Annotated in this window: 12 protein-coding genes; 4 read left to right on the top strand and 8 right to left on the bottom strand. The window is 63.3% G+C overall.

Annotation, left to right across the window (positions count from 1 at the left end):
- Positions 1-3 precede the first annotated feature (3 nt).
- Positions 4-1,281: a 5-aminolevulinate synthase gene (hemA, locus tag ACFFNA_RS03720; RefSeq protein ID WP_378915707.1), complete on the bottom strand. Its 1,278-nt coding sequence runs from the start codon at positions 1,279-1,281 to the stop codon at positions 4-6.
- A gap of 266 nt (positions 1,282-1,547) precedes the next feature.
- Here hemA and galE point away from each other — a divergent pair, with 266 nt between their 5' ends.
- The 3 genes from galE (at position 1,548) to ACFFNA_RS03705 (ending at position 5,727) form a co-directional block, all read left to right on the top strand.
- Positions 1,548-2,543, top strand: a complete 996-nt coding sequence (gene galE / locus ACFFNA_RS03715) for a UDP-glucose 4-epimerase GalE (RefSeq protein ID WP_378915705.1) — start codon at positions 1,548-1,550, stop codon at positions 2,541-2,543.
- Between the two features lie 104 nt (positions 2,544-2,647).
- Positions 2,648-3,898 (top strand): D-amino acid dehydrogenase, encoded by a 1,251-nt coding sequence (locus ACFFNA_RS03710; RefSeq protein ID WP_378915703.1) that lies wholly within the window; start codon positions 2,648-2,650, stop codon positions 3,896-3,898.
- 2 nt (positions 3,899-3,900) lie between these two features.
- On the top strand, positions 3,901-5,727 hold the full coding sequence (locus ACFFNA_RS03705) for an alanine racemase (RefSeq protein ID WP_378915701.1): 1,827 nt from the start codon (positions 3,901-3,903) through the stop codon (positions 5,725-5,727).
- A gap of 64 nt (positions 5,728-5,791) precedes the next feature.
- On the opposite strand, the gene ACFFNA_RS03700 is transcribed toward ACFFNA_RS03705, so the two are convergent.
- From ACFFNA_RS03700 to ACFFNA_RS03670, 7 genes are all read right to left on the bottom strand, one after another.
- Positions 5,792-7,168 (bottom strand): FGGY-family carbohydrate kinase, encoded by a 1,377-nt coding sequence (locus ACFFNA_RS03700; RefSeq protein WP_378915699.1) that lies wholly within the window; start codon positions 7,166-7,168, stop codon positions 5,792-5,794.
- A complete protein-coding gene (gene rhaM / locus ACFFNA_RS03695) occupies positions 7,165-7,482 on the bottom strand; it encodes an L-rhamnose mutarotase (protein ID WP_378915697.1) in 318 nt (105 codons plus the stop codon). The genes ACFFNA_RS03700 and rhaM overlap by 4 nt, the downstream gene beginning before the upstream one ends.
- Positions 7,482-8,477 (bottom strand): ABC transporter permease, encoded by a 996-nt coding sequence (locus tag ACFFNA_RS03690; protein ID WP_378915695.1) that lies wholly within the window; start codon positions 8,475-8,477, stop codon positions 7,482-7,484. The genes rhaM and ACFFNA_RS03690 overlap by 1 nt, the downstream gene beginning before the upstream one ends.
- Entirely contained in the window at positions 8,474-9,451 is a 978-nt protein-coding gene (locus tag ACFFNA_RS03685) for an ABC transporter permease (RefSeq protein WP_378915693.1), read from the bottom strand. The genes ACFFNA_RS03690 and ACFFNA_RS03685 overlap by 4 nt, the downstream gene beginning before the upstream one ends.
- A complete protein-coding gene (locus ACFFNA_RS03680) occupies positions 9,448-10,989 on the bottom strand; it encodes a sugar ABC transporter ATP-binding protein (RefSeq protein WP_378915691.1) in 1,542 nt (513 codons plus the stop codon). The genes ACFFNA_RS03685 and ACFFNA_RS03680 overlap by 4 nt, the downstream gene beginning before the upstream one ends.
- A 190-nt stretch (positions 10,990-11,179) precedes the next feature.
- A complete protein-coding gene (gene rhaS, locus ACFFNA_RS03675) occupies positions 11,180-12,175 on the bottom strand; it encodes a rhamnose ABC transporter substrate-binding protein (RefSeq protein WP_027055502.1) in 996 nt (331 codons plus the stop codon).
- 55 nt (positions 12,176-12,230) lie between these two features.
- The gene (locus tag ACFFNA_RS03670; protein WP_378915688.1) at positions 12,231-13,040 is read right to left on the bottom strand and encodes a DeoR/GlpR family DNA-binding transcription regulator; all 810 of its coding nucleotides are present in this window, start codon (positions 13,038-13,040) and stop codon (positions 12,231-12,233) included.
- A 185-nt stretch (positions 13,041-13,225) separates the two neighbouring features.
- Between ACFFNA_RS03670 and ACFFNA_RS03665 the strand changes: the two genes are divergently transcribed.
- A complete protein-coding gene (locus ACFFNA_RS03665; protein ID WP_378915686.1) occupies positions 13,226-15,328 on the top strand; it encodes a bifunctional rhamnulose-1-phosphate aldolase/short-chain dehydrogenase in 2,103 nt (700 codons plus the stop codon).
- Positions 15,329-15,346: the final 18 nt, after the last annotated feature.

Raw genomic sequence — 15,346 nt, 5'->3', positions numbered from 1 at the left:
GCTTCAGCCGCCTGACTTGGGCACCAGCAGCGGAATGATCCGGTCGCTCTTGGCCACCGACGGACGGCCTGCGGAGCCGTAGGGAATGCCGAGCGCGTCCCAGGTCTCGACCAGCGCGTCCTGCAACTCGGCGATCAGCGCGTCGGAATGGAACGGGGTCGGTGTGATGCGCAGCCGCTCCGTGCCGCGCGGCACGGTCGGGTAATTAATCGGCTGGATGTAGATGCCGTGCACGCCAAGCAGGCGGTCGCTCGCCATCTTGCACAGCTCCGGGTCGCCGACCAGCAGCGGCACGATATGAGTGGGCGACTCCATCACCGGCAGGCCGGCGGCGGAGAGGATCTGCTTGGTTCGCGTCGCCTGCCGCTGTTGCGCATCGCGCTCGGCCTGCGAGCGCTTGAGATGGCGGATCGACGTGGTCGCGGCAGCGGCGATCGCCGGTGGCAGCGCCGTGGTGAAGATGAAGCCCGGCGCATAGGAGCGCACGGCGTCGATGACAGCGCTGGTGCCGGTGATGTAGCCGCCGAGCGTGCCGAATGCCTTGGCCAGTGTGCCTTCGATGATGTCGATGCGGTCGGCGAGGCCTTCGCGCTCGGTGATGCCGCCGCCACGCGGTCCGTACATGCCGACGGCATGGACCTCGTCTATATAGGTCATGGCGTTGTGGCGCTCGGCGAGCTCGACGATCTGCTTGATCGGCGCGATGTCGCCATCCATCGAATAGACACTTTCGAAGACGATCAGCTTGGCGCGTTCGCGGCCCGCCGCCTGCAGCAGGCTTTCCAGATGCGCGACGTCATTGTGGCGGAAGATCTTCTTTTCCGCACCCGAGCGCCGCACGCCTTCGATCATCGAGGCGTGGTTCAGTTCGTCCGAAATGATCAGGCAGTTGGGCAGAAGCCGTGCGATGGTCGAGATCGACGCTTCGTTGGAGACGAAGCCGGAGGTGAAGACAAGGGCCGCCTCCTTGTCGTGCAGGTCGGCAAGCTCCAGCTCGAGCTCGACCAGCGGGTTGCTGGTGCCGGAAATGTTGCGGGTGCCGCCGGCGCCAGAGCCCATCTTGCCCGCCGCATTCTGGAACGCGGCGATGACATCGGGATGCTGGCCCATGCCGAGATAGTCGTTGGAGCACCAGACGGTGATTTCCTCCGCGCGGCCATTGGAACGCCAGATGGCGCGCGGAAACTTGCCTGCAATACGCTCGAGGTCGGCGAAGACGCGGTAGCGACGCTCGGCATGGAGCTGATCGATCGCTTCCTCGAAGAACCGCTGATAGTTCATGTCGACTTCCCAATTTTGCGCGGGATCATAATCATTGCCCTATTGGTCGTCCACCGGGCCTTTTTGGTCAAAATGCCACGCCCCGGACCTGTTCCTAACGACCACGGATCGTGGCCTATTCCCTTGATGTGGATCAACTTTGTTTCAGGATGATGCCACATGCCGATGATGCCGGTTACCACGGGTTCTAATGGCCATGCGGCAGGCTTTCCAGTAAGGCGGTGGTTGAGACAGTTTCCGATAAATCTTGAGATGCGAGGACTGGGATGACGGTTTTGGTGACAGGCGGTGCCGGCTATATCGGCAGCCATATGGTCTGGGAGTTGCTGGATGCCGGCGAAAGCGTGGTCGTTCTCGACCGCCTTTCGACCGGCTTCGAATGGGCGGTGGCGCCCGAGGCAAAGCTGGTCGTCGGCGATGTCGCCGACAAGGAACTCGTTGGCGGCATCATTCGTGACAATCGGGTCGACGCGATCATCCATTTCGCCGGTTCCATCGTGGTCCCGGAATCGGTCGCCGACCCGCTCGGCTATTACGAGAACAACACCTGCAAGACGCGCACGCTGATCGAAACCGCGGTGCGCGAGGGCGTGCCCAATTTCATCTTCTCCTCGACCGCCGCCGTCTATGGCGGCGCTGGACTGGAGCCGGTGCGCGAAGATGCCCGCCTGGCGCCGGAATCGCCCTATGGCCTGTCCAAGCTGATGAGCGAATGGATGCTGCGCGATGCGGCGATCGCGCATGGGCTCCGCTACACCGCGCTGCGCTATTTCAATGTCGCCGGCGCCGACCCGAAGGGCCGCACCGGCCAGTCGACGCCCGGCGCCACCCATCTGATCAAGGTCGCTTGCGAAACGGCGCTCGGCAAACGCCCCTTCATGCAGGTGTTCGGCACCGACTACCCGACGCCGGACGGCACCTGCATGCGCGACTACATCCATGTCAGCGATCTGGCGGCGGCGCATCGCCTTGCCTTGCAGCGGCTGCGTGATGGGGGACAAAGCCTCGTCGCCAATTGCGGCTACAGCCATGGCTATTCGGTGCTCGAGGTCATCGACAGCGTGCGCCGCGCCTTTGGCCATGATTTCGAGGTGAAGATGGGCGATCGCCGTCCCGGCGACGCCGCGGCGGTGGTTGCCAATTCGGACCTCGCCCGCGCGGAACTCGGCTGGACCCCGCAACGCGACGATCTCGACCAGATCGTTGCCGACGCGCTCGCCTGGGAGCGCATCCTGACCGGCAAGAACTCCGTCCGGGGCTGACAAGGGCTTTCTCCCAAGGGCTCGCAAGGCGGGCAGTGAAGCGCTATTGAAGGCATTCGCGGCAGGCGTGGAGGCGCTGTGCCGCGAAGAGTTTCGGGGGAGGCATGAAAATAACGGTGCTTGGGGCCGGCGTTGTCGGTACGGCGGCCGCCTATTATCTGGCCAGCGAAGGTCACGACGTCACCGTGATCGAGCGCCATGCGGCGCCGGCGCGCGGCACCAGCCAGTCGAATGCCGGCCTGGTGTCGCCGGGCGACGCCACCGCCTGGGCCTCGCCGGCGGCGCTGAAGACCTTCCTGCGCGCGCTCTACAACCATGATCTCGGCATCAAGGTGCGGCTGCGCTTCGATCCTTATTTCCTCGTCTGGAGCCTGCGCTTCCTGCGCCAGTGCACGAAAGAGCGCTTGCGCGCCAACAGCCGGGTCAAGCTGCGCCTGGCGCTCTATTCGCGCGACTGCATCAACGCCATCTCCGCCGACACCGGCATCGGCTATGACGAGCGCAAGAAAGGCATCCTCTATTTCTTTCGCTCGCAGCACAGTCTCGACACCGGCACCGACAATTATCGCTATCTGGCCGAGCATGGCCTGCCGATCGAGATCGTCGGCCGCGACCGGCTGATCGAGCTTGAACCGGGTCTTGCCGGCGTGAAGGAAAAGATCGCCGGTGGCGTCTATTCGCCGATCGACCAGACCGGCGATTCCCGGCAGTTCGTGGAAAAACTCGCCGCCTATGCCGCCGAAAAGCTCGGCGTGAAATTTCTCTACGGCACGACGGTCGAAGGCCTCGACATCGAGGGCGACCGGGTGCGCGCGGTGATGACTTCGGCCGGTCCGATTGCCGGCGATGCCGTGGTCATCTCGATGGGGCCGGAAAGCGGCCTGCTTGGCCGCCGTTACGGCATCGACCTGCCGGTCTATCCCGTGAAGGGTTATACGGCGACGGTGCCCTTGGAGGACGAGAGCAAGGGTCCGACCATGGGCGGCGCCGACGAGGACCAGCTGATCGCCTATTCCAGGCTGGGCAACCGGCTGCGGCTCGCCTCGACCGCCGAATTCACCGGCTTCGACCGCACCCACAAGCCAAGCGACTTCGCCGCCATGTTCAGAACCGGGAAGGATCTGTTCCCCGGCGCCTTCGACGAGAAGAAAGCGGAGCTGTGGGCGGGCCTGCGGCCGATGATGCCAAACTCGGTGCCGGTCATCGGCCAGGCGCGGTATGAGAATCTCTATCTCGACACCGGCCATGGCCATGTCGGCTGGACCATGGCTTGCGGCTCGGGGAAATTCCTTGCCGATCTGGTCGCCGGCCGCAAGCCGGAGATCGATCCGCAGGGACTGGTCTACGGAGGCTAGGAATGTCGGGACCGCAAGTCGCCATCGACCTTGGCCGCATCGAGCGCAACACGCGCACGATCGTCGAACGCTGCGCGCTGTCGGGCATCAAGGTGTTCGGCGTCACCAAGGGCACCTGCGGCATGCCGCAAGTGGCGCGCGCCATGCTGCGCGGTGGTGTCGCCGGCATCGCCGAATCGCGTTTCGAAAACATCCGCCGGCTGCGTGACAGCGGCATCAACGCACCGATCATGCTGTTGCGCAGCCCGCCGATGGCGCGTGTCGAGGAAGTGGTGCGCACCGTCGACGTGAGCCTGCAGTCGGAACTGACCATCATCCGCGAGATTTCGCGCATCGCCGAGCGCATGGGCCGCGTCCACGACATCATGCTGATGATCGACCTCGGCGATCTCCGCGAAGGCATCTGGCCGAGCGACCTGATCCCCACAGTCGAGCAGATCCTGCAGTTCAAGGGCGTGCGCATCGCCGGCATCGGCACCAATCTCGGCTGTTTCGGCGCCATCATGCCGACCGAGGAAAATCTCGGGCAGCTCGTCGCCCACGCCTACAAGACCGAGCGCCTGTCCGGCAAAAGCCTCGACTGGATTTCCGGTGGCGCCTCGTCGTCACTGCCGCTGTTATTGGAAGGCAAGCTGCCGGCCGGCATCAACAATCTGCGCGTCGGCGAGGCGATCCTGCAAGGCGGCGTCGAAACCTTCCGCGATGTGCCGTGGGCTGAACTCGAACCCGACGCTTGCCGCCTGACCAGCGACATCATCGAAGTCAAGCTCAAGCCGTCACGGCCGATCGGGCAATCCGGCTACGACGCCTTCGGCAACCAGCCTGTCTTTCCCGACAAGGGCGACAGGCTGCGCGCCATCGCCAATATCGGCCGCGAGGATGTGCTGGTCGAGGGGCTGACGCCGATCGCCAAGGGCGTGCGGGTGCTCGGTGCCTCCAGCGACCATCTGCTGCTGGATGTCGCTGATGCCGATCCGCAGCCGGCCGTCGGCGACCGCGTCGCCTTCCGCATGAGCTATGGCGCCATGCTGCTGGCGATGACCTCGGAATATGTCGAAAAGGCCCCGATGCACGATGTCGAGGATTTTTCCGGCCGCAAGATGGTGTCGATACTGGCGGAACAGGGCGCTGCCGGCATCCTGGCCCGGGAAGGAACCGGCGCCCGGCTTGAGGCGATGAATTTCGACGTCGTCGAACTCGCCGATGTCGAGCGACCGCCATCGGGGCTGATCCGGCTGGCCGCCGGCGCCGACCGTCGCATCGCGCACAAGGCGCTGACGGCAACGGCGCGCGCGACGCACTCCTTCGGCCTGATCTGGATCGATTCCATAGCCGCCCTGATGCCGGAGGATGAGGACGGCATCGACCTGCCGGAAGGCTCGGTGCTGGCGCGCGCGCTCGGCCTCGACCACAAGGCGGGTGCGCTGCAGCCGCAGCTGTCGACGGAGAATGTCGTCATCGTTGGCTTGCGCCATGCCGATCCGGCCGAGGTGAGAGTGCTGAAAGATTCGCGCGTTGCGGCCTTCACCATGACTGATATCGACGCCATGGGCATGCGCGACCTGATGCATGAGGCGATCCGCATCGCCACCTCCGGCACGCAGGGTTTTCATGTCAGCTATTCGCCTGATGTCACCGAATTCGCCGGCTGGGCCGCCGGCTCCGGTGGCCTCACCGTGCGCGAAACCCATCAGGCGATGGAGGCAATCGCGCTCTCCGGTGGGCTGCTGTCGATGGATGTTTCGGGCCTGAGCGCGGATCTGGAACCTCGGATCGGCACCGACACGATCAACTTCGTCATGTCGGCCTTCGGCAAGCGGATCTTGTAGCTGGGCATGATGCCGAAAAGTGGGTTTCGGTTTTCGGAAAAAATCATGCCCAAACAAACAGACCCTATCCCTGTGCTTCGACCGCCGCACGCCACGCGCTGACGTAATTGACCCAGGCCGGATCGGTCGGCGGCTCCATTCTTTCGCCTTTGCCATGAGCCGTTGCCCGGTCCGTAGCCAGCAACGCGGCGCCGATACTGGTGCCGGTGGCGGCCTCGGACGCGACAACGGCGCGCGCCGTGCTTGCCGCCAGCATGCCGACAAAGAGCCGGTTGCGGGCAAAGGGCCCTTCGACCGTGGTCGGGCCGTCGGCGCCGATCAGGTCGAGGCAGGTCGCCGTTATCAGTGCCAGGTAGAACGAGATGGCGGCAAAGCGCTGGCCACTGTTCATGCCGTCAGCGTCAAGCCATATCGCGGCATGGTGCGGGAACGGTCCCGACCCTTGCTGGGTCGATGGCAGCAGCAATGTCTTTTGCGCCAGCACGGCGCCGACATCCTCTTCGGTCCAGTTGTCCGGATGGCCTTCCGTCAGCACGGAAAACTCGCGGCCTCCCATGAACCGTGCCGAGGGGACAGGGTTGCCGAGCGCACTGACATTGACCAGCGTATCGCGCGCCGCATCCAGCACAATCTGTTTGCCGCCGACGGCCATCGACACCACCCAGGTGCCGGTCGAGACCACGGAGAAGGGTGGCGCGTCGGACAGGAGATGCGGCAGCAGCGAGGCGTTGGAATCGTGCAGGCCGCAGAACACCGGCGTTCGCGGATCGATGCCGGTTCGCGCGGCAAGCGCGGGCAGGATCGGGCCGAGGCGGTCCTTGGCTGGCCGCACCGGCGCCATCAGGTCGCGCCAACCCAGGCGGTCGACCAGCGATGAAAAATCTGCTTTCCACGGGTTCCACAGATCGGTGTGGCAGCCGAGCGAAGTCACCTCGTTGGCGGCGACCCCGGTCAGGCGCAGCGCCCAGTATTGCGGATACATCAGCATCGCGGCGGCCTTGGCGAACGCCGCCGGGAAGCTTTTCTGCTGCCAGAAGAATTGCGCGCCGAGATTGAGGCCGAGCGGCAGGCGTGGCGTGCCGGTCTCGGCGAAGGGTGGGCGGATCGCATCATAGTCCGCAGCCAGCCTGTCGGGGCCATCGAATTCATAATCGAGGACTGGCAGCACAAGTTCGCCCGCGGCGTCGACCAGCGTGCCCGTAGCACCATGTGTGGTGATCGAAATGGCGTCGATGCGCTGTTCGCGGTTGAGGCCGGCAAGGCTGTCGAGGATAAACGTCCACAACGCCTCGACATCGTGATGCGGGTAGGGCGCCTGCCGCACTGGCGCATTCGACATGCGGCGCAGCGCGATCTCACTCAACGTCGCGAGATCGACCAGCGCCACCTTGGCATTGGTCTTGCCGATGTCGATGACGGCGATGTGGCGCATCGCGCTCATGCCATATGGAACACGGTTTCCAGCGGCACCGCCACCGGCTCGTTGTCCGGCTTGGTCTCCATGATGTCGGCCATGTGAGCCCACCAGCGCTGCATCACCGGATGCTTCGGCAGATCGTCCATACCGTGGCCGTCTCGCCGCCACAGCACGCCGAAGAGCATATTGGTCTCCTCGTCGAGATGGATCGAATAATCGGAAACGCCGGCCTGCTTCAGGAGAGCGACCAGCGATGGCCAGATCTCGTCGTGGCGCTTCCTGTATTCGGCCTTCATGCCCGGCTTGAGCTTCATCTTGAATGCGTATTTCTCAGCCATCAGCGTCCTCCGCGCAGCCGCCGCCAGACGATCGGCAGCGCGATGACGATGATCAGCAGCAGGCCGATGAAGATCGACATGACGATGCCGGGCACGTTGAGCAGGCCAAGGCCGAAGGTCACCAGCCCCATGATGAAGGCGGCGAGCACGACGCCCAAAATGCTGCCGGCGCCGCCGAGGATGCTGACGCCGCCGAGCACCACCATGGTGATGACTTCCAGCTCATAGCCCTGCGCGATTGACGGCCGGGTCGAGCCGAGCCGCGAGGTGATCAGCACCGCGGCGATGCCGGACATCAGCCCGGTCAGGCAAAACAGGATGAACTTGGTGCGGCCGACGCGCACGCCGGAAAACTGTGCCGCGACCGGATTGTTGCCGATAGCAAAGACGCGACGCCCGAAACTCGTCCGGTGCAGCACGAACCAGTAGACGACGGCCGCGATGAGGAAGAGCACCAACTCGAACGACACCACCCACCAGACGTAACCCTGGCCGAAGAAGGCAAAGCTTTCGGGATAGCCTTTGTAGGCCTGGTCGCCGAGGATGATGAAGGCGATGCCGCGAAACAGGCTCATCGTGCCGATGGTGACGACGATGGACGGCAATCCCAGCCGTGTCACCAGCAAGCCGTTGAAGGCGCCGCAGCCGAGCCCAACGACGATGCCGATCAGCACCAGCACCGGCGTGCCGGCGCCGGCCTGCACCGCCATGCCCATCATGGTCGACGCCAGCGCGATGATGGCAGCCACCGACAGGTCGATCTCGCCGGAAATGATCAGCAGCGCCATGGCAAAGGCGATCAGGCCCTTCTCGGTGAAGTTGAAGGTGAGATCGGACAGCGAATAGGGATCGAGGAAATAGGGCGAGGCGAAGCTGTTGATGGCGAAGATGGCGGCGGCCACCACGACCAGCAGCGCCTCCCAGGAAAAGATCGCTGAGCTCAGCGGCTTGTCGAGCCGGTCGGGAATGTGGCGGGGGGCCGGGACGTCGGTCATGCCGCCTCCACTTTTTTGAGGATGATGCGGCCCTGCTGGCGTTCGCTGCGCGCGTTGAGCACGACGGCGAGAATGATGGCGCTGCCCGAAATCGCCATCTGCCAGAAGGGCGAGATGTTGATCACCGGCAGTGCGTTGGAAATGATGCCGAGGAACAGCGCGCCGAGCACCGTGCCGCCGACCGAGCCGATGCCGCCGGCGATCGAGATGCCGCCGATGACGCAGGCGGCGATGATGTTGAGCTCATAGCCGTTGGCGACCTCGACCGAGGCGATCACATAGCGCGAGATCCAGAGGTAGCCGGAAAGCCCGCCGATCATGCCGGAGATGCAGAAGACGATGAATTTCGTCCGGCCGACATCGAAGCCGGCATAGACCGATGCCGTCGGGTTGACGCCGATGGCATAGATCGAACGGCCAAGCGCTGTGCGCGTCATCAAGACGAAGAACAGCGCGATCACCAGGATGGCGATCCACGACAGCACCGGAATGCCGAGGAAGGCCGCACGCTGAAAGCCGATGAAGTCGGGGCTCATCTTGTCGGCATTGACCCAGGCGCCGCCGGACAGGACGAAAGTGGCGCCGCGATAGATCGTCAGTGTGCCCAATGTCACCACGATCGAGGGGATGTTCAGCCGCCACACCAGCAGGCCATTGACTGCGCCGAGCACCAGCCCAACGATCAGTGCGATGACGATCAGCAGCGGGATCGGGATCGCTGGATGCGCGGCGTTCAGCATCGCCACCACCATGCCGGTGAAGCAGAGGTTGGACGCCATCGACAGGTCGATCGACCGGGTCAGGATCACCACCATCTGGCCAAGCGCCAGGATCATCAGGATCGAGGTGTCGTTGAACACCTGGCGCAGATTGCCGGGATCGGCAAAGGCTGGGAAGCGGGTCGAGATCAGCCCGATCAGCACGACGATGGCCGCGAGCAGCCAGATTTCGCGGTATTTGAGAAAGGCTTTCATGCCGCGATCCCCGCTGCCGTCCTGACCAGCGTCTCGGCGTCCAGTCCCTTGTTGTCATAGACCGCCGCGACAAGGCCTTCGCGCATGACGACGACGCGGTCGGACATGCCGAGGATTTCGGGCAGCTCGGACGACACCATGATAACCGACAGGCCTTGCGCCACCAGTTCGGCCATGAAGCCGTGCACGGCGGCCTTCGAGCCGATGTCGATGCCCTTGGTCGGTTCGTCGAGGATGATCACCTTGGGCGTGGTCGCCAGCCATTTGGCGATGACGATCTTCTGCTGGTTGCCGCCTGACAGCGTGCCGACATCCTGGCTGAGCGAGGAGGCGCGCAGGTCGAGCCGCTCGGTGTAGGAGCGGGCGAGCGAGAACTCTTCCGCCAACCGCAGCAGGCCGGATTTCGAGGTGCGCTTGAGCGAGGGCAGCGAAACGTTCTGGAAGATCGGCAGGCCGATCACCACGCCTTGCTTGCCGCGTTCCTCCGGCACGTAGACGATGCCAGCATCGATCGAATCCGCCGCCGATTTCGGCGCGATCGTCTTGCCTTCCAACGTGATCGTGCCGCCAGTGGTGCGGGTGATGCCGGATATCGCTTGCATCACCTCGCTGCGCCCGGCGCCGACAAGGCCGTAGAAGCCGAGGATCTCGCCCTTGTGCAATTCGAAGCCGATGTCGTTGAACTCGGTCGGATGCGACAGGCCGGAAACCGAAAGCACCGGCGCGCCGATCTCGGCCTTGCGCTGCGGAAAGATATGGTCGACGGAGCGGCCGACCATCATGCGCACGATCTGGCTCTGGCCGGCATCCTTGATCAGGCCTTCGCCGATCATCTCGCCATCGCGGAACACCGTGTAGCGGTCGGCGATGCGGTAGATCTCGTCGAACTTGTGGCTGATGAACAGGATCGCCTTGCCTTCGCTCTTGAGGAACTCGATGAGCAGGAAAAGCTCCTCGATCTCCTTCATCGAAAGCGCCGCGGTCGGCTCGTCCATGATGACGATCTGGGCGTCGATCGACATGGCACGCGCGACGGCGACCAGATGCTTGTTGGCGATGCCGAGGTCTTTCAACCGCGCGTCGGCGTCGATATGGCCGGCATGCATGGTGTCGAGCACTTCGCGCGCATTTTTGCGCATGGTGCGCCAGTCGATGGTGCCGAAGCGCGTGCGCGGCGCGTGGCCGAGAAAGATGTTTTCAGCCACCGTCAGATCGTCGAACAGCACCGTTTCCTGATGGATCGCGGTAACGCCATAGCCGAAGGCGGCGTGCGCGCTGGGCAGAGTGATGGCCTGGCCGTCTATGCTGATGGTGCCCGTATCGGGCTGGTAGATGCCGGTCATGATCTTGACCAGCGTCGACTTGCCGGCGCCGTTTTCGCCGATCAGGGCTGTCACCTGGCCCGGATAGAGCGACAGGCTGACATCGTGCAGCGCGCGCACACCGGGAAAGCTCTTTGAGACGCCGGACAGCGTCAGACGTGGGGTCGAGGCCAATGGCCTCTCCTTTGCCGTGCCGTGTTGGGCTGTCGTGTCCATCGTCGTATCAAGCCCTGAAACAAGGTCGGTTTAAAGTCGCGGCGGGACAGCGCATGATCCGTCAAAGTTGAAGACTTTGACGATAAGATCATGCGCCGCTTTGATTCTGGAGCACGATCAAACGCAAAACCGGCTTCCACTTTTGCTGATCGTGCTCTGCCCCGCCGCGTTAGCTCGAAGGAGCTCCAGATCAATAGATCTTGGAGAACTTCTCGATGTTGCTCTTGTCGAACTGGAAGGGCGGAGCCATCGCAGCCGAGTTGGTGTCGTCGAGCGTGACCTTGCCGACGCGGCCGATCGACAGCGTGGCGCCCGGCTTGGCCTCTTCCTTCTTCACCGCCAGATCATGGGCGAGGTAGACGGCCGAGTAGCCGAGGTCGATCGGGTTCCACAGCGCAACCGCCTGCGAGGCGCCGTTGTCGATGAACTTCTTGAACTCGGACGGCAGCGCGAGCCCGGTGACGTTGACCTTGCCGATCAGGTTCTCGTCGGTCACCACCTGGGCCGCGGCAACAACGCCGACGGTGGTCGGTGCGATGATAGCCTTGAGGTTCGGGTAGGACTTCAGCAGGCCCTTGGCTTCGTCCGTGCTCTTGGCCGAATCGTCATCGCCGTAGACGGTGGCGACGAGTTTGATCTTTGGGAACTTCTCCGGCAGGATTTTCTTGGCCGCGTCGATCCAGGCGTTCTGGTTGGTCGCAGTGGAAGACGCCGACAGGATGGCGACGTCGCCGCCTTCCGGCAGATAATCGGCTGCCAGCTTGATGATGGTCTCGCCGATCAGGCCGGTGTCGGACGGGTTGAGGTGAAGCTGGCGGCCTTCCTTGGCGACCCCCGAATCCCAGGAGATGACGGTGATGCCGCGCTCCATGGCCTTCTTCAGCACCGGCACCAGCGCGTCGGCGTCGTTGGCCGAAATCGCGATGGCGTTGACCTTCTGGGCGATCAGCGAATTGACCACCTCGATCTGCGCTTCGGCGGTCGCCTTGGTCGGGCCGGTGTAGATGATATCGACATCGCCGAGTTCCTTGGCCGCCTCTTCGGCGCCCTTGTTGGCGGCATCGAAGAAGCCGTTGCCAAGCGACTTCACCACCAGTGCGATCTTGACGTTTTCTGCATAGGCTGCATTCACGAACATGGCGGCCGAGAACGCCGCCGTCACCATCAATTTCTTCAAAAAGCTCATCGAATATCCTCCCTTGAGCGTTGCATTCCATCGCCGCTGCGGGCGTGAGTTGGCCTCAGGCCTGCAGTGAAGATTCTTCCTTGTTGGTTGCCGACTTGCGGGCGACGATCAGCGTCGCGCCAGCGGTCTCGAGCATTTTGGCTTCGCGATCCTCGATGCCGTCATCGGTGATGACGGTGGCGATGCGCGACAGTCCGCACAGGATCAGGCTGGAGCGTTTGCGGAATTTCGAGGAGTCGACCAGCACCACCAGCTCGTCGGCCTGGTCGATCAGTTTCTGCTCCGCCTGGATCAAAAGCGGATCGCCTTCCATCAGGCCGAGCGGCCCTAGCCCCTGCGCGCCCATGAACATGCGGCGCGCATAGAAATTGCGCGTCACGTCATTGTCGAAGGGCGACAGGATGATGTTCTGCTCGCGGTAGATGGTGCCGCCCGACAGCATCACCGTGTTCTTGGAGTGCTTGAGCAAATGCTCGGCGATCGGGAACGAATTGGTGAAGATCGGCATGCGGCGGCTGGTCAGGAAATGCACCATCTGGAAGGTGGTGGTGCCGCCATTGATGATGATCGGCTCGCCGTCTTTGCACAATTCGACCGCTTCGCGGGCGATCGCCCGCTTCTGCGCGGCATTGAGCGTTTCGTTGACTGAAAAGGGCCGGCCGGCGAGGCCGATGAACTGCGGCGGCGAGATCGCCTCCGCGCCACCGCGCACACGGCGCAGGCGCTTCTGGATGTGGAGTGCCGCGATGTCGCGCCGGATCGTCGCCTCGGACGACTCCGTCAGGTCGACCATCTCCTGCACCGTCACCACAGGCTTTTCCTGGACGGCGGACAGAATGATCCTGTGGCGCTCTTTTTCGTGCATGGTTCCTCCCTGCCCAAGCATCTAGGCACCCAAAACGCGCAGTGTCAATCATTTCCGATCATATAATTTCATTGTGCAGTGCAATATGATCGGTGTTGATCGTTTGTGATTGACAAGCCGGACGCTTCCGTGGAAATTCGGACCAAATGGGCCGCACCGTTTGCGTGCCTTCGGGAGGATTATCCATGCTCGACAAGCGCACCGGCGCGCGCCTCGCCAATCTGTGGGACGAGGCCAAGGCTCAATCGATGAGCGAGCCGGAGATTCTGGTTTATCGCTCGAACACGCTCGGTTCCGACAAGCGCGTCACCAACTATGGCGGCGGCAACACCTCCTCGAAGATCTGGCAGAAAGACCCGCTCACCGGCGAGGACGTCGAAGTGCTTTGGGTCAAGGGTTCGGGCGGCGACAGCGCCTCGATCAAGCTCGACGGTTTCGCGACGCTCTACATGGACAAGCTGCGGGCGTTGAAGGGGCTTTATCGCGGCCTCGCGCATGAAGACGAGATGGTTGGCTTCCTGCCGCACTGCACCTTCAATCTCAATCCGCGCGCGGCCTCGATCGACACGCCGCTGCATGCCTTCGTGCCGAAGCCTTATGTCGACCACATGCATCCCGACGCGATCATCGCCATCGCTGCCGCGAAGGATTCCAAGGCGCTGACCAGGGAGATTTTCGGCGATGCCATCGGCTGGCTGCCGTGGAAGCGGCCGGGTTTCGAACTCGGCCTTTGGCTGGAGAAATTCTGCCTCGAACATCCCGCGGCCAAGGGTGTCATCCTGGAAAGCCATGGCCTGTTCACCTGGGGCGACACGCCGAAGGAATGCTACGAGACGACGATCTCGGTGATCAATCAGGCGATCGAATGGTTCGAGCGCCGCTCCGAGGGCTTGGCCATCTTCGGTGGCGAGGCTGTCAAATCGCTCGACGCCACCGCACGCCGCGCCATCGCTGCGAAGCTGATGCCCAGGATCCGCGGCCTGATTTCGGAAAAGAGCCACAAGCTCGGTCATTTCGACGACCAGCCCGCCGTGCTCGAATTCGTCAACTCCAGGGATTTGCGCCCGCTGGCGGCACTCGGCACCTCGTGTCCGGACCATTTCCTGCGCACCAAGATCCGCCCGCTGGTGATCGAATTCGATCCGGCCAAGCCCGATGTCGATGCCGTCATCGCGCGCCTCGCCGACGACGTGGCCGCCTATCGTGTCGGCTACCAGGCCTACTACGACAGCTGCAAGCATGCGGATTCGCCCGCCATTCGCGATCCCAATGCCGTGGTCTACCTGATGCCTGGTGTCGGCATGTTCACCTTCGCCGGCGACAAGGCGACGGCGCGTATTTCGGGCGAGTTCTATGTCAACGCCATCAACGTCATGCGCGGTGCCTCGACGGTCTCGTCCTATGTCGGCTTGCCCGCACAGGAAGCCTTCGACATCGAATATTGGCTGCTCGAGGACCTGAAGCTGCAGCGCATGCCGAAGTCAAAGGCGCTTGCCGGCCAGATCGCGCTGGTCACCGGTGGCGCCGGCGGCATCGGCCGCGCGACGGCAAGCCGGCTGCTGCGCGAAGGCGCCTGCGTCGTGCTGGCCGACATCGACGAGACAGCGCTCGCCAGCGCCAATGACGAGCTGGCCAAAGCCTATGGCAAGGATTTCGTCCGGCCGGTGCTGATCAACGTCACCTCGGAGGATCAGGTCGTCTCCGGCTTCGCCGACACGGCGGTCGAGTTCGGCGGCATCGACATTCTGGTGTCGAATGCTGGTCTCGCCTCTTCGGCGCCGATCGAGGAGACGACGCTGGCGCTGTGGAACAAGAACATGGACATCCTGTCGACCGGATATTTCCTGGTCTCCAGGGAAGCATTCCGGCTGTTCCGGGTGCAGAAGATTGGTGGCAACGTCGTCTTCGTCGCCTCCAAGAACGGCCTCGCCGCCTCGCCCAATGCCGCAGCCTACTGCACCGCCAAGGCCGCCGAGATTCATCTGGCGCGCTGCCTGGCGCTGGAAGGCGCGGAAGCGCAGATCAGGGTCAATGTCGTCAACCCGGACGCTGTGCTGCGCGGCTCGAAGATCTGGACCGGCGAGTGGAAGGAACAGCGCGCCGCCGCCTACAAGATGTCGACCGACGATCTGGAGGAGCATTACCGCTCACGCTCGATGCTGAAGCGCTCGGTGTTTCCCGAGGACATCGCCGAAGCTATCTATTTCTTCGCCTCCGACATGTCGGCCAAGTCCACCGGCAACATCATCAATGTCGACGCGGGCAACGCGCAGAGTTTTACGCGATAATCGTTTGAAGGCGGTGCC

It is taken from the genome of Mesorhizobium kowhaii (assembly GCF_042431665.1).
GTDB classification, from domain to species: Bacteria; Pseudomonadota; Alphaproteobacteria; order Rhizobiales; family Rhizobiaceae; genus Mesorhizobium; species Mesorhizobium kowhaii.
The sequence above is the reverse complement of the archived record's forward strand: the minus strand, read 5'-3'. Positions and strand labels throughout refer to the sequence as shown.

Excerpts from the sequence above, each read along its gene's own strand:
- hemA (WP_378915707.1), bottom strand. The coding sequence starts at position 1,281 with ATGAACTATCAGCGGTTCTTCGAGGAAGCGATCGATCAGCTCCATGCC.
- galE (WP_378915705.1), top strand. The coding sequence starts at position 1,548 with ATGACGGTTTTGGTGACAGGCGGTGCCGGCTATATCGGCAGCCATATG.
- ACFFNA_RS03710 (WP_378915703.1), top strand. The coding sequence starts at position 2,648 with ATGAAAATAACGGTGCTTGGGGCCGGCGTTGTCGGTACGGCGGCCGCC.
- ACFFNA_RS03705 (WP_378915701.1), top strand. The coding sequence starts at position 3,901 with ATGTCGGGACCGCAAGTCGCCATCGACCTTGGCCGCATCGAGCGCAAC.
- ACFFNA_RS03700 (WP_378915699.1), bottom strand. The coding sequence starts at position 7,168 with ATGAGCGCGATGCGCCACATCGCCGTCATCGACATCGGCAAGACCAAT.
- rhaM (WP_378915697.1), bottom strand. The coding sequence starts at position 7,482 with ATGGCTGAGAAATACGCATTCAAGATGAAGCTCAAGCCGGGCATGAAG.
- ACFFNA_RS03690 (WP_378915695.1), bottom strand. The coding sequence starts at position 8,477 with ATGACCGACGTCCCGGCCCCCCGCCACATTCCCGACCGGCTCGACAAG.
- ACFFNA_RS03685 (WP_378915693.1), bottom strand. The coding sequence starts at position 9,451 with ATGAAAGCCTTTCTCAAATACCGCGAAATCTGGCTGCTCGCGGCCATC.
- ACFFNA_RS03680 (WP_378915691.1), bottom strand. The coding sequence starts at position 10,989 with ATGGACACGACAGCCCAACACGGCACGGCAAAGGAGAGGCCATTGGCC.
- rhaS (WP_027055502.1), bottom strand. The coding sequence starts at position 12,175 with ATGAGCTTTTTGAAGAAATTGATGGTGACGGCGGCGTTCTCGGCCGCC.
- ACFFNA_RS03670 (WP_378915688.1), bottom strand. The coding sequence starts at position 13,040 with ATGCACGAAAAAGAGCGCCACAGGATCATTCTGTCCGCCGTCCAGGAA.
- ACFFNA_RS03665 (WP_378915686.1), top strand. The coding sequence starts at position 13,226 with ATGCTCGACAAGCGCACCGGCGCGCGCCTCGCCAATCTGTGGGACGAG.